At 32.3% G+C, this 13,875-nt stretch carries 11 protein-coding genes; 9 read left to right on the top strand and 2 right to left on the bottom strand.

Annotated elements, in window-relative coordinates:
* The first annotated feature begins 5 nt into the window (after positions 1-5).
* From J2W95_RS05605 to bshA, 6 genes are all read left to right on the top strand, one after another.
* Entirely contained in the window at positions 6-1,340 is a 1,335-nt protein-coding gene (locus J2W95_RS05605; RefSeq protein WP_310004809.1) for a 4Fe-4S dicluster domain-containing protein, read from the top strand.
* A gap of 102 nt (positions 1,341-1,442) precedes the next feature.
* The gene (locus J2W95_RS05600) at positions 1,443-2,234 is read left to right on the top strand and encodes a (Fe-S)-binding protein (RefSeq protein ID WP_310004807.1); all 792 of its coding nucleotides are present in this window, start codon (positions 1,443-1,445) and stop codon (positions 2,232-2,234) included.
* Positions 2,235-2,391: 157 nt separating this feature from the next.
* On the top strand, positions 2,392-2,874 hold the full coding sequence (locus J2W95_RS05595) for an ABC transporter ATPase (protein ID WP_310004805.1): 483 nt from the start codon (positions 2,392-2,394) through the stop codon (positions 2,872-2,874).
* 17 nt (positions 2,875-2,891) lie between these two features.
* Entirely contained in the window at positions 2,892-3,506 is a 615-nt protein-coding gene (locus tag J2W95_RS05590; RefSeq protein ID WP_310004803.1) for a phosphatase PAP2 family protein, read from the top strand.
* 58 nt (positions 3,507-3,564) lie between these two features.
* Positions 3,565-5,556, top strand: coding sequence for a heavy metal translocating P-type ATPase (locus tag J2W95_RS05585; protein ID WP_310004802.1), 1,992 nt, complete (start codon positions 3,565-3,567; stop codon positions 5,554-5,556).
* Between the two features lie 160 nt (positions 5,557-5,716).
* Positions 5,717-6,850: an N-acetyl-alpha-D-glucosaminyl L-malate synthase BshA gene (gene bshA, locus J2W95_RS05580; RefSeq protein WP_310004800.1), complete on the top strand. Its 1,134-nt coding sequence runs from the start codon at positions 5,717-5,719 to the stop codon at positions 6,848-6,850.
* 42 nt (positions 6,851-6,892) lie between these two features.
* Here the strand turns inward: bshA and J2W95_RS05575 are convergent, their stop codons facing one another.
* Positions 6,893-7,396 (bottom strand): hypothetical protein, encoded by a 504-nt coding sequence (locus J2W95_RS05575; RefSeq protein ID WP_310004798.1) that lies wholly within the window; start codon positions 7,394-7,396, stop codon positions 6,893-6,895.
* A 316-nt stretch (positions 7,397-7,712) separates the two neighbouring features.
* Here J2W95_RS05575 and aroC point away from each other — a divergent pair, with 316 nt between their 5' ends.
* From aroC to J2W95_RS05560, 3 genes are all read left to right on the top strand, one after another.
* Positions 7,713-8,774 carry a chorismate synthase gene (aroC, locus tag J2W95_RS05570; RefSeq protein ID WP_310004797.1) on the top strand — a complete coding sequence of 354 codons (1,062 nt, stop codon included), beginning with the start codon at positions 7,713-7,715 and terminating at the stop codon, positions 8,772-8,774.
* Positions 8,775-8,837: 63 nt separating this feature from the next.
* Complete coding sequence (locus J2W95_RS05565) at positions 8,838-10,112, top strand: dicarboxylate/amino acid:cation symporter (protein ID WP_310004795.1); 1,275 nt, start codon at positions 8,838-8,840, stop codon at positions 10,110-10,112.
* A gap of 195 nt (positions 10,113-10,307) precedes the next feature.
* The gene (locus J2W95_RS05560) at positions 10,308-12,512 is read left to right on the top strand and encodes a response regulator (RefSeq protein ID WP_310004793.1); all 2,205 of its coding nucleotides are present in this window, start codon (positions 10,308-10,310) and stop codon (positions 12,510-12,512) included.
* Between the two features lie 27 nt (positions 12,513-12,539).
* Here the strand turns inward: J2W95_RS05560 and J2W95_RS05555 are convergent, their stop codons facing one another.
* On the bottom strand, positions 12,540-13,790 hold the full coding sequence (locus J2W95_RS05555) for a DEAD/DEAH box helicase (protein ID WP_310004791.1): 1,251 nt from the start codon (positions 13,788-13,790) through the stop codon (positions 12,540-12,542).
* Positions 13,791-13,875: the final 85 nt, after the last annotated feature.

Raw genomic sequence — 13,875 nt, 5'->3', positions numbered from 1 at the left:
TATTTATGAGTTACCTTAGTAATGTGTTATTTGCCATTATATTAATTATTGGTTTCGGGTATTTTTATTCGAACGTAAAAAAAATCATTAGAAATATTAATCTTGGTGTTGATGTAAATCGAAAAGATAATGCAAAAGCCCGATGGAGAAATATGGCAATGATTGCTTTAGGGCAATCCAAAATGGTAAAAAGACCCGTTGCTGGAGTACTTCATATTATAGTATATATTGGATTTGTTATCATCAATATCGAATTATTAGAAATAATTATTGATGGTTTATTTGGAACTCATAGAATTTTTGCTCCGCTTGGAGTTGTTTATGATGTGTTAATTGGTTCTTTTGAAATCTTGGCTTTTTTAGTATTATTTGCTGTTATTGTATTTTTAATAAGAAGAAATGTAGTTAAGCTGAAAAGATTTATTCATTCTGATTTAAAAGGCTGGCCAAAAGGCGATGCAAATTACATTTTGTATTTTGAGATTACTTTGATGACTTTGTTTTTATTAATGAATGCTACTGATTTGCATTTGCAAAATGTTCCCGGAGGATTTTCACATTTTATAAAAGCGGGTTCTTTTCCAATAAGTCAATTTATAGCTCCAGTATTTAATGGCGTGTCGAATGAGTCGGTGATGTTGCTAAATGAAGTCTCTTGGTGGTTACATATCGTAGGGATTTTGGTTTTTATGAATTATTTATATTTTTCAAAACATCTTCATATTTTATTGGCTTTCCCAAATACTTATTTTGCCAACTTAAATCCTCAAGGACAATTTGATAATTTAGCTTCAGTTACGGCCGAAGTAAAATTGATGATGGATCCTAATGCAGACCCATTTGCGGCAGCGCCAGTTTCAGAAAATGAAACTCCAAGTAAATTTGGAGCTAGTGATGTTCAGGATTTAAACTGGGTTCAGTTGTTAAATGCTTATACGTGTACCGAATGTGGTCGTTGTACTTCTTCTTGTCCTGCCAATCAAACAGGTAAAAAATTGTCTCCTCGTAAAATTATGATGGATACCAGAGATAGATTAGAAGAAGTTGGTAAAAATATTGATGCCAATAAAGGTGTTTTTGTGCCAGACAACAAATCTTTATTAAACGATTACATAACTCCCGAAGAATTATGGGCTTGTACTTCTTGCAACGCTTGTGTAGAAGAATGTCCTGTAAATATCAGTCCGCTTTCTATCATTATGGATATGAGACGTTATCTTGTAATGGAACAAAGTGCTGCTCCAATGCCATTAAATGCAATGATGACCAATATTGAAAATAATGGTGCACCTTGGCAATACAGTCAACAAGATCGTTTGAATTGGAAAAACGAAATATAGTTGAATCGTTTAATCGGTAAAAAGTTTAACCGATTTAGAAATCAACGATTAAGCGATTTACCGATTCAACAAATAAACAAATTAACGATTAAACAATAAAAAATGTCAGAAAATTTAATTGTGCCAACAATGGCCGAAATGCTAGCCCAAGGAAAACAACCAGAAGTTTTATTTTGGGTAGGTTGTGCAGGAAGTTTTGACGATAGAGCAAAGAAAATAACAAAAGCATTTGTGCGAATTTTAAATCGTGCTAATGTTTCTTTTGCCGTTTTAGGTGCAGAAGAAAGTTGTACAGGAGATCCAGCAAAAAGAGCAGGAAATGAGTTTTTGTTTCAAATGCAAGCGATGATGAATATTGAAGTTCTTAATGCTTATGAAGCTAAAAAAATAGTTACGGCTTGTCCGCATTGTTTCAATACTTTAAAAAATGAATACCCAGAATTGGGTGGAAAATATGATGTTGTTCATCACACAGAATTTCTTAAATCTTTATTAGATTCAGGAAGATTAACTATTGAAGGTGGACAATTTAAAGGAAAACGCATTACTTTTCACGATCCATGTTATTTAGGCAGAGCCAATAATATATATGAGGCTCCAAGGGATTTAATTCAGAAATTAGATGTTGAATTACTTGAAATGAAGCGTTCGAAAGCTAATGGCTTGTGCTGTGGTGCTGGTGGAGCACAAATGTTTAAAGATGCTGAGACAGGTAATAAAGAAATCAATGTAGAAAGAACAGAAGATGCTCTTGAAACAAAACCAGATATTATTGCTGCGGGTTGCCCTTTTTGTAATACCATGTTGACCGATGGAGTTAAAAACAAAGAAAGAGAAGGTGATGTTAAAGTAATGGATATTGCCGAATTGATCGCTAACGCTCAGGATTTGTAAAGAGTTGAAGTTAGATTTTGATTGTTTCTGCAGCGAATAAATTATTTGAATCAGAAAGTAATCTAAAACAAATATTAGCGTTTATTCTTTATTAAGGTATTTAAAACCTAAAATTATAAATCTGCAGTCTGAAATCTGCAATCTAAAATAATATACCATGTACGTTCCATTTGAAAATTTACCCGAAGAATCTAGAATTTGGATTTATCAATCGAATAGAAAATTTTCGGATGCCGAGTTTTCTGAAATCGAAACAGATTTGCAATCTTTTCTTAACGAATGGGCTGCACACGGAACTAGCCTTGAATCTTCATATTTATTGAAATATAATCGTTTTATTATTATAGCTGTAAATCAGGATGTACAAGCAGCAACGGGTTGTTCTATTGATTCTTCTGTTGAATTCATCCAAGGTTTAGAAAAAAAATACAATGTTGATTTATTGGATAAAATGAATGTAACCTTCAAACTGGGTGAACATATTGCGCATAAAACATTAATAGATTTTAAGAAAATGGTAAAAGACAAAGCGGTTACCGAAAACACGATTGTCTTTAATAATTTGGTTAACAATATCGAAGAATTCAATGAGTCTTGGGAAGTTCCCGCAATGGATAGTTGGCATAGCCGATTTTTTTAAATCAAAATAAAGTTAGCATGTCTAGAATCCTTCCCCTTTTTGCGTTCTTTTTTTGTTTTTCAATTTCAAATGCCCAAAATTCTGATATAGATCTTTTAAAGAAAATAAATCTAAATAGAAATACGGATATTGAATCAACTATGATTGGGATTACAAACAGTGCTATGCCTGTCAGTATAGGTGCTCCAGTAATTATTTATGCAGTTGGATTGATTGAAAAAGATAGCATAACAAAGAAAAAAGCAATTTTTATTGGGGAATCATTAGCCGCTTCGGTATTTATTTCTTTAGCTTTAAAAAATATAACTAAAAGAGATAGACCTTATGAAACGTATCCAGAAATAGATAATGTTGAAGAAGAATCAAGCTATTCTTTTCCTTCTGCCCATACTTCATCGGCTTTTGCAACAGCAACATCATTGAGTATGGCTTATCCAAAATGGTATGTTATTGCGCCGTCTTTCTTGTGGGCAGGTGCTGTTGGGTATTCTCGTTTATATCTTGGAGTTCATTATCCAACCGATGTTTTAGCAGGTGCTATTGTTGGTAGTGGTTCTGCTTTTTTGTGTTATAAATTGAACAAGTGGATAAATAAAAAAAGAGCTCCTCACCAAAAAAAGCTTTGGGAATAATCTTTTTTTGATTGATGTTTATTCGTAAATTTAAAATTAATTAGTAATTCTTAAATTTATGAAGCATCAACATTTGCATAATAAATCTTCTACGGATTCTTATAATCAATTGAACTGTTGTTCGGATAAGAATGATTCTGTTTGCACAAGTGATGATGAACACGACCACGATCATTCTCACGGGAATAGAAGCAATTTTCAAATGTTCTTTCCTGCTTTAATTTCCTTTTGCTTACTCTTAATTGGTATTGTTCAAGATAATTATTTTCCTCAGACATGGTTTACCGGTTGGGTAAGGATTGGCTGGTATATTGCCGCTTACATTCCTGTTGGTTTTCCCGTCTTAAAAGAAGCTTTTGAAAGTTTTAAAAAGGGAAGTTTTTTTTCGGAATTTTCATTGATGGTAATCGCAACTTTAGGCGCATTTAGTATTGGACAATTTCCAGAGGGAGTAGCGGTAATGCTATTTTACAGTATTGGTGAGATTTTTCAAAGTCTGGCAGTTCAAAAAGCCAAATCAAATATCAAATCATTGTTAGATCAACGACCTGATTCAGCCTTTGTTTTAGAAGGAAATAAAACCGTTTTGAAAAAGGCATCCGAGATTGCAATTGGGACAATCATTCAATTAAAACCTGGTGAGAAATTGGCTTTGGACGGAAAACTTATTTCTGAAAGTGCTACTTTTAATACTGCTGCTTTAACTGGTGAAAGCAAACCAGATAGTAAAAAAAAGAATGATGTTGTTTTGGCTGGAATGATAAACCAAAATACCATTGTCGAAGTTGAAGTAACGACTGCTTATATAGATAGTAAACTCTCCAGAATTTTGAAAATGGTGCAAGATGCAACTGCTAAAAAAGCGCCAACAGAATTGTTTATCCGAAAGTTTGCAAAAATATATACGCCAATTGTAGTTTACCTAGCATTGACAATCTGTTTGTTGCCAATGTTTTTTTTAGGTGATTATGTGTTTAAAGATTGGTTGTATAGAGCATTGGTTTTTTTGGTGATTTCTTGTCCTTGCGCTTTAGTGATTTCTATTCCGTTGGGTTATTTTGGAGGAATTGGAGCTGCTAGTAAAAATGGAATTCTATTTAAAGGCTCTAATTTTTTAGATATAATGGCAGCTATTCAAGTGGTAGTTATGGATAAAACTGGAACGTTGACCAAAGGTGTTTTTAAAGTACAAAAAGTAGTGGCAATAGGTATTTCAGAAGAAGATTTGGTGAAATATACAGCAGCTTTAGAATCAAATTCTACTCATCCTGTCGGAACTGCAATTATTGAATATTCAAAAACATTGAATGAAAATTTAAAAGTAACTGAGGTTGAGGAAATTGCTGGGCTAGGACTTAAAGGAAAAATAAATGGTTTAGAAGTTATTGTGGGGAATTCTAAGTTAATGCGAAAATACAATATCGATTATGCTTTAGAAATTGACAGTTCTCCCTTTACCATTATAATTGTCGCAATTGGTAAGGTGTATTCGGGGTATTTTTTAATTGCTGATGAAATTAAGGAAGATGCAAAAGCCACTATTCAAAATTTACATAAAATAAATATAAAAACAATAATGCTTTCGGGTGATAAAGAAGCTGTTGTAAAAGCTGTTGCAAAAGAGTTGAATATTAATTTGGCTTATGGTGATTTATTACCAGAAAATAAGGCAGAACAGGTAGAAGCATTGAAAAATAAAAATCAGAAAGTTGCTTTTGTTGGAGATGGAGTAAATGATGCACCAGTTATAGCACTTGCTGATGCCGGAATTGCAATGGGAGGATTGGGAAGTGATGCAACCATTGAAACTGCTGATATTGTTATTCAAAATGACCAGTCTTCAAAGATTTATACAGCTATCAACATTGGAAAGCAAACAAAAAAAATAGTGTGGCAAAATATAACAATGGCATTTGTCGTTAAAGCTGTTGTTTTAATTCTCGGCGCTGGAGGTTTGGCAACAATGTGGGAAGCTGTTTTTGCAGATGTAGGTGTTGCTTTATTGGCTATTTTGAATGCAGTTCGGATTCAGAGAATGAAGTTTGAGTAGTTAAATTTTAACTTTTTTTTTATAATAATCCACACCGAATCTCCTTAATTTCGTTCAACTTAAAAAACATACATGAAATCGCCATTAACAACAAGTTTATTGTAATAAAACAATACAATATGGCGATACCATGTTTCCAAAATTTTAATATTATCTATACATGAAAATAGCAATTGTTTGTTATCCAACATTTGGCGGAAGTGGCGTAGTTGCTACAGAATTAGGTTTGGAATTGGCAAGAAGAGGACATGAAATTCATTTTATCACTTATAGCCAACCAGTACGTTTGGCATTATTAAATCCCAATGTTCACTATCACGAAGTAATCGTTCCAGAATATCCTTTATTCCATTTTCAGCCATATGAATTGGCTCTATCCAGTAAATTGGTGGACATGGTTAAATTGTATAAAATTGATGTCTTGCACGTGCATTATGCGATTCCTCATGCTTATGCAGGTTATATGGCCAAGCAAATGCTGAAAGACGAAGGAATTGATATTCCGATGGTAACTACGCTTCATGGAACTGATATTACCTTGGTTGGGAATCATCCTTTTTACAAGCCAGCTGTAACTTTTAGTATCAATAAATCAGACTATGTGACTTCAGTTTCTCAAAGCTTGAAAGACGACACGCTAAAATTATTCAATATAAAAAATGAAATTCAGGTGATTCCAAATTTTATTGAATTGGATAAAAATAATTATGATCCGACAGTTCCTTGCCGACGTTCTGTTATGGCTAAGCCAGAGGAAAGGATAATTACACATATCAGTAATTTTAGAAAAGTTAAGCGAATCCCTGATATCATTAAAATATTCTACAAAATTCAAAAAGAAATTCCTTCTAAACTGATGATGGTAGGGGATGGCCCCGAAAAAGAAAAGGCTGAAAAAATGTGCCGAAAATTTGGTATTCAGGATAAGGTAATATTTTTTGGAAATAGCAATGAAATTGACCGAATTTTAGGCCTTACTGATTTGTTTCTTTTGCCATCAGAAACTGAAAGTTTTGGATTGGCCGCACTCGAAGCAATGGCTTGTGGTGTTCCAGTAATATCAAGTAATTCAGGTGGTTTACCTGAGGTAAATATTGATGGAGTTTCGGGTTATTTAAGTGATGTAGGCGAAGTTGATGAAATGGCCGAAAATGCATTGAAAATACTTAAAAAGGATAGCGTTCTTGCCGAATTTAAAAAGAATGCCTTGCATGTAGCCGAAAGTTTTGACATTAAAAACATTCTGCCTGTTTATGAGGCTTTGTATCTCAAGGCGATCAATAAATACAAATAGTTTTAAAAAATCCATCTTTAGCATAAATTTAAAGATGGATTTTTATTTGAATTTATACCGCATTGCCAAGCCTAGGTTGAATCCAAAATCATTTTTCTGGTAATTGTTAAAGACAAATTCTGGTCTTAAGTCGATGGCAAGCTGTATTGGAATGTCTTTGAAGTTGTATTCGATTCCGACATCACCACAAATAACTGCAAAAACACCATTGTCGTTTCCATATACATTATTGTAATTATCATTTGTGTTCCAAGTGCCAATTCCTCCACCGAAACCTGTAAACCAGTCTAAATCTTTTTCAATATTCCAATACCATTGATAGATCCCTGTTATTTTTATTGCATCGGTATTGTTGTCATTAGTCCAACCTAAATCAAGTTCCAAACGATTTTTTGGTAATAACTTTTTTTGATACGAGATTTCAATGCCTAGACCGTGATTGTTGCCAATTCTTAATCCAATTGTATTTTTTAAAATGTTTTCTTGGGCTTGACTCGTAAATGCCAACCCAATTAGTAGACAAAAACAGCAGTAGTTTTTTTTCATTGATCTATTTGTTTTTGGTGTCAAAAAGCATCGATTCAATAAAAATACAAAAAAAAGCCAGAAAACCTCGTAGTTATTTAAAAATCAATGTGTTGTATTTTGTTTAAAAAAGTGAATTGAGATCAGTATTTGGAGTAGTTAAATATTAAGCAGAGTTCTCATATTAAATATCAATAGCATTTTAAGAGTTTAATGTTTATTTACGCTAAAACCAATAGGATTTAGTTTGATATTCTAAGGAATTAATATGAAATATTACTAGTTTATAATTTTTAGTTTAATTCATAAAACTTACATTTGCCAAAACTTTTATACAATGGCAGGAAATAGCTACGGAACACTATATAGAGTAACTACTTTTGGAGAATCACATGGTGAAGCATTAGGCGGAATTATTGATGGTTGTCCTCCCGGAATCCAGTTGGATTTAGAGTCTATTCAGTTTGAAATGTCAAGAAGAAAACCAGGTCAATCCGCAATAGTTACACAAAGAAAAGAACCAGACGATGTTCAATTTTTATCTGGAATTTTTGAGGGAAAAACTACAGGCACCCCTATTGGTTTCATTATCCCTAACACAAACCAAAAATCAGACGATTATTCCCATATCAAAGACAATTATAGACCAAGTCATGCTGATTACGTATATGAAAAAAAGTACGGAGTTCGTGATTATAGAGGAGGTGGACGCAGCTCAGCACGTGAAACGGCGAGTAGGGTAGTAGCAGGTGCCATTGCCAAACAAATGCTTCCTGAAATTAAAATAAATGCATACGTTTCTTCGGTAGGACCAATTTTTCTGGAAAAACCATACCAAGAATTAGATTTTTCTAAAATTGAAAGTAATCCAGTGCGCTGCCCAGACGAAGAATCGGCTGTGATTATGGAAGAGTATATTCGTCAAATTCGTAAGGACGGTGATACCGTAGGAGGAACCGTTACTTGTGTGATTCAAAATGTACCTATTGGTTTAGGAGAGCCAGTTTTTGATAAATTACACGCCGAATTAGGAAAAGCAATGTTGTCAATCAATGCTGTAAAAGGTTTTGAATTTGGAAGCGGATTTGAAGGTGTTAAAATGAAAGGGAGTGAACATAATGATTTATACAACCCTGATGGAACTACCCGAACAAATCTTTCAGGTGGAATTCAAGGAGGTATAAGTAATGGAATGGATATTTATTTCCGAGTTGCTTTCAAACCAGTGGCTACAATAATGCAAAAACAAGAATCATTGGATAATAAAGGAAATATTACCGAAATGACAGGAAAAGGACGTCACGATCCTTGCGTTGTGCCTCGTGCTGTTCCTATTGTTGAGGCAATGGCTGCTATAGTTCTTGCGGATTTTTATCTTTTGAATAAAACATATTTATAATTGCAAAGCATCCTCGGTATTTTGACGAGCTAGATATTGAGATTTAACCTTGAAATTAATTTAATGACTACAATTACAACTAAAAAAACATCATTCTTAAAAGGTCTTACAGGACAAATCTTGATTGCAATGCTCTTAGGGGCTGTATTAGGAGTTATTGTTCATAATTCTACTACTATTGAAAGCGCGCAGGAATTCAGTAATAAAATAAAAATGTTGGCTACTATTTTTATTAGACTGGTCCAAATGATTATTGCTCCATTAGTTTTTACAACTTTAGTGGTTGGTATTGCAAAATTGGGAGATGTGAAAACTGTTGGTAGAATTGGAGGAAAAGCTTTGGCCTGGTTCTTTACTGCCTCATTTATTTCATTGTTAATCGGAATGTTGTATGTGAATTTATTGCAACCTGGAGTTGGTTTAAATTTATCTAATGTTGATTTAGCTACGGCTACAGACGTAACAGCAAAAACTCAAAATTTATCTTTTGAAAATTTTATAGAGCACATTGTACCTAAAAGTCTTTTTGAAGCAATGGCTACCAATGAAATTTTGCAGATTGTAATATTTTCTATATTCTTCGGATTGGCGGCAGCATCTGTTGGTGATTATGCAAAACCAGTTGTCGACTTTTTAGATAGAACTTCACATATTGTTTTGAAAATGGTGAATTTTGTAATGAAATTTGCTCCAATTGGTGTTTTTGGTGCTATTGCAGGGGTTTTTGCCGTGAGGGATTTTCAAGAATTGGCAATTACTTATTTCAAATTCTTTGGTTCATTTCTAATCGGTATTAGTACTCTTTGGGTGGTATTAATATTTGTAGGGATAGTTTTCCTTGGAAAAAGAATAAAAATATTGTTGAAGCATATTGTGAGTCCATTAATTATTGCATTTAGTACTACTAGTTCTGAAGCAGTTTTTCCAAAACTTACTGAAGAATTAGAAAGATTCGGAGTAAAAGACAAAATTGTGTCTTTTATGTTACCATTGGGTTATTCATTCAATCTTGACGGAAGTATGATGTATATGACATTTGCGGCGATTTTTATTGCACAAGCCTATGGAATACATTTGGATTATCCAACTCAATTTACAATGCTTTTTGTTTTAATGCTAACCAGTAAAGGGATAGCAGGAGTTCCAAGAGCAAGTTTGGTAGTTGTGGCTGCTACTTGCGGAATGTTTAAAATACCAATTGAGGGAATTGCTTTAATATTGCCAATAGATCATTTTTGTGATATGTTTAGAAGCGCTACAAACGTTTTGGGTAATGCTTTGGCAACTTCGGTAGTTGGAAAATGGGAAGATGAAAAAGAAGGAAAAGGAAATAGTTAAAATTAAATTCCAAGCTTTTTTTATTTGATTCAAATATTAGAAAGGTAAATATAATCTACAACAAAAAAGCAGTTACAACTCAAATGTAGCTGTTTTTTTATTTATTGATGTGTATGTTATATTTTAAAATATTCTGAATTAAAATACAATTTATCCATAGATTATAATGTATATTTGAACAAATAACTACTATTTATGCCCCCAATAAGAATAGTTTTATTAATTATTTTGTGGTTTAATTTTTTCGGTACTGCATTGTGTCAAACGCAATTACCAACCAAAAAAGTAATTGATAAATTAATAAGTCAAGCTACTAAGTTGCGTGAATCAGGTGATTTTGAAAAATCTTTATTGATTTCAAGATTAGCTTTGCGTAAAGCAGTAGCTATACACGACAATGTTCTTATTGCCGAAAATTATAATAATGTTGCTGCCAATTATAATGATTTAGTTGAATTTGATAAGGCTATTTTTTACTACAATAAAGCCTTAATTTATGCTAATCTTACTCAAGATAATGCTGTAAAACAAAGGATTAATAATAATCTTGGAAATGTATATTGCTTTGAAAAAAAGAGATACGAAAAAGGGATACCTTATTATAGAAAGGCACTTGAATACAGCGAAAAAATATCAGACTCTTCTCAAATGGCTTTTACTAATCTCAATATAACTTGGGCTTTTTTTGACGTTGGTAAGTTTAAAGAAGGTGAAGAGAGTTTAAAAATGATTAATTCCTATTATAAAAAACATAATAATGATTTCATTATTGTTGTATTGAATATGCTTAATGGCATGTACTGTAGTTATGAAAATGAAGATATAAAAGCTGATTATTATTTTAAAGAGGCCATTCGGCTTGGAACAAAACTTAATGAAAAATCGGATCTGTCTTATTCTCATTTAGAGTATTCTAAATTTTTATTGAAACGAAAGGATTATAAAAAAGCCTATGAAAATTTAAATATTTATACTAAACTCAATGATGAAATTTATGCCGATGAAAAAATAGAAAAGGCAAATATAGAAGGTGTTAATTTTGAGTTGGATGAATATAAAAGAACAATTGATAAAATCGAAAATGAAAAGGATTTGCAATTTCAAAGTTTGAAAAAATCAAGGATTATTGTTTTACTTTTTATAATCGCAATTTTTGTTTTATTACTTTTCTTGAACTCATTGATTAAAAATAACAAACTTCGATTAAAATCAAATGCCGATTTGATGATTGCAAACGAAGAGTTGATTATAGCCAATAAAAAAGCAGAAGAATCATCTGTTCTAAAAACACAGTTCGTTTCTACGATAAGTCATGAATTGCGGACGCCTTTGTATGGAGTAGTTGGTATTACAGATTTGTTATTGGAAGAGCACAAAGAGCTGGCAGAAAGTCCACATTTAAATTCCTTAAAATTTTCAGCACGTTATTTATTGTCTTTAGTAAATGATATATTACAGATAAATAAAATAGAAGAAAATAAAGTTGTATTGGATAATTTATCTTTCAATTTTACTGATGAATTTCATATGATAAAAAATTCATTGTCTTTTATTGCTAAAAAAAACAACAATAAAGTATTTATTGATATTGATCCATTAATTCCTGAAAGTCTAATAGGAGATAAACTGAGATTTGCTCAAATACTTATGAATTTGGTTAGCAATGCCTTGAAATTTACTAAAAACGGAGAAGTTTATATAATTGCTAAACAAGTTGAAATTCGGGATAAAATACATGCCATAGAAATTAAGATTAAAGACAATGGAATTGGTATTGCTTCTTTAGACCAAGAAAAAATATTTGATAAATTTGTTCAAGTAGGGAGAAAAGAATTAGATTATCAAGGAACTGGTTTAGGTTTGCCAATAGTTAAGAAATTATTGGAACTTTTTGGAAGTGAGATCGTTGTTGAGAGTGAATTAGGTAAAGGAAGTGTTTTTAGTTTTATTGTCAACTTTGAATGTAATGCTGACAAAACTATAGAAATTATAAATAATATTCAGGTAGATATGACTTCTAGTCAAATTTTTAAAGTGTTGGTTGTTGAAGATAATCCTATAAATCAATTGATAACTAGGAAAACCATAGAGAAAAATAATTACTCTTGTGTTGTTGTGGATGATGGTTTTAAGGCATTGGAAGTATTAGAAAATCAAGAATTCGATATTATTTTGATGGATATCAATATGCCTCTAATGAATGGATTTGAAACTTCAAGAAGAATAAGGCAAAAAAATATTGATACTCCAATAATAGCTTTGACCGCCTTTGATAAAAACGAAATTACAGATGAAGCAATAATGGCTGGAATAAATGATATTATAGTAAAGCCTTTTGAAGTAGTTCAGCTTTTTAAAATTATTAATTGTCTTATTTTAAAAACAAAAAGCGTTGTTTGATAACAACGCTTTTTAGTTTATTTAATCTTAGTACCAACGTTTTTTGTTTTGTTTTGATGTTGCTGATTTTCTAGATTTATGAGCGCCACCGCTTCGGTTTGAATTTTTCTGGGCATTTGGGGTTTCTGTAGGACTTCCAGAGTGCCAAGGATACGGATGGTCATTTATAGTTTGGACATCAACTTTGATTAATTTTTGGATATCTTTCCAATAGTCCTTTTCATCTTTGCTGCAAAAAGAAATTGCAATCCCACCATTTCCAGCACGACCAGTTCTTCCGATACGATGAACATATGTTTCTGGAATATTTGGCAAATCAAAATTAATTACAAAAGGCAATTGGTCAATATCAATTCCACGAGCCGCAATGTCAGTAGCTACAAGAACTCCAACTTCTTTGTTTTTGAAAGCGTCAAGAACACGCTGTCTCGCATTTTGGGATTTATCTCCGTGTATAGCTTCAGCGGGAATGTCTTTTTTTCTTAATGCTTTTACAACGTTGTCTGCTCCATGTTTTGTTCTAGAAAAAACAAGGACATTTGATAAATTTTCATTTTTTATCAGATGGTACAATAAGTTTCTTTTTTCTGTTTTTTCAACAAAATATACGCGTTGCTCTACATTTTCAGCTGTTGATGAAACAGGGGAGACAGTCACTGTTTCTGGGTTTGTAAGAAACATTTCTGCTAATTCTCTAATAGCAATTGGCATCGTTGCTGAAAAGAAAAGAGTTTGTCTGTTTTTTGGAGTTAGTTTCACAATTTTTTTTACATCATTGACAAACCCCATATCTAGCATTTGATCAGCTTCATCAAGTACAAGAGTGTGTAAATTATCTAAATCAATAAAACCTTGTTTGTGTAAATCCAATAAACGTCCTGGCGTCGCAATTAATATATCAACGCCTTTTTTTAAATCATCTACTTGAGGATTTTGAGAAACACCTCCGAAGAGTGTCAATTGTGTCAAGTTGGTATATTTACCATAGGTATCAAAACTTTGTCCAATTTGAACAGCTAATTCTCTTGTAGGCGTAACTACAAGCGCACGAATTACTTTTGCTTTTTTAGAAGAACCTACGATTCTGTGTAATTGATGTATAATTGGTATTGCAAAAGCGGCTGTTTTTCCTGTTCCTGTTTGTGCACAACCGACCAAATCTTTTCCAGCTAATACGACTGGAATAGATTGTTCTTGAATGGGTGTTGCTTGTGTATAGCCTTCTTCAAATACGGCTTTTTGGATACTTTTAGAAAGTGATAAATCTTCGAATAACATAATTTTTGTATTAAATATCTTGTATTAAGTACATAGATAAGGCTGCAAAGATAGTGTTATTATTTTTTATGATTATTAATTTTGA

This window comes from Flavobacterium granuli, assembly GCF_031456055.1.
In the GTDB taxonomy this organism is placed as follows: Bacteria; Bacteroidota; Bacteroidia; order Flavobacteriales; family Flavobacteriaceae; genus Flavobacterium; species Flavobacterium granuli_A.
Note: the sequence above shows the minus strand (reverse complement) of the source record. Positions and strands in the feature narration are given on the sequence as shown.

Bases quoted from the DNA above. Each gene is read 5' to 3' on its own strand.
- J2W95_RS05605 (WP_310004809.1), top strand. From the start codon at position 6: ATGAGTTACCTTAGTAATGTGTTATTTGCCATTATATTAATTATTGGT.
- J2W95_RS05600 (WP_310004807.1), top strand. From the start codon at position 1,443: ATGTCAGAAAATTTAATTGTGCCAACAATGGCCGAAATGCTAGCCCAA.
- J2W95_RS05595 (WP_310004805.1), top strand. From the start codon at position 2,392: ATGTACGTTCCATTTGAAAATTTACCCGAAGAATCTAGAATTTGGATT.
- J2W95_RS05590 (WP_310004803.1), top strand. From the start codon at position 2,892: ATGTCTAGAATCCTTCCCCTTTTTGCGTTCTTTTTTTGTTTTTCAATT.
- J2W95_RS05585 (WP_310004802.1), top strand. From the start codon at position 3,565: ATGAAGCATCAACATTTGCATAATAAATCTTCTACGGATTCTTATAAT.
- bshA (WP_310004800.1), top strand. From the start codon at position 5,717: ATGAAAATAGCAATTGTTTGTTATCCAACATTTGGCGGAAGTGGCGTA.
- J2W95_RS05575 (WP_310004798.1), bottom strand. From the start codon at position 7,396: ATGAAAAAAAACTACTGCTGTTTTTGTCTACTAATTGGGTTGGCATTT.
- aroC (WP_310004797.1), top strand. From the start codon at position 7,713: ATGGCAGGAAATAGCTACGGAACACTATATAGAGTAACTACTTTTGGA.
- J2W95_RS05565 (WP_310004795.1), top strand. From the start codon at position 8,838: ATGACTACAATTACAACTAAAAAAACATCATTCTTAAAAGGTCTTACA.
- J2W95_RS05560 (WP_310004793.1), top strand. From the start codon at position 10,308: ATGCCCCCAATAAGAATAGTTTTATTAATTATTTTGTGGTTTAATTTT.
- J2W95_RS05555 (WP_310004791.1), bottom strand. From the start codon at position 13,790: ATGTTATTCGAAGATTTATCACTTTCTAAAAGTATCCAAAAAGCCGTA.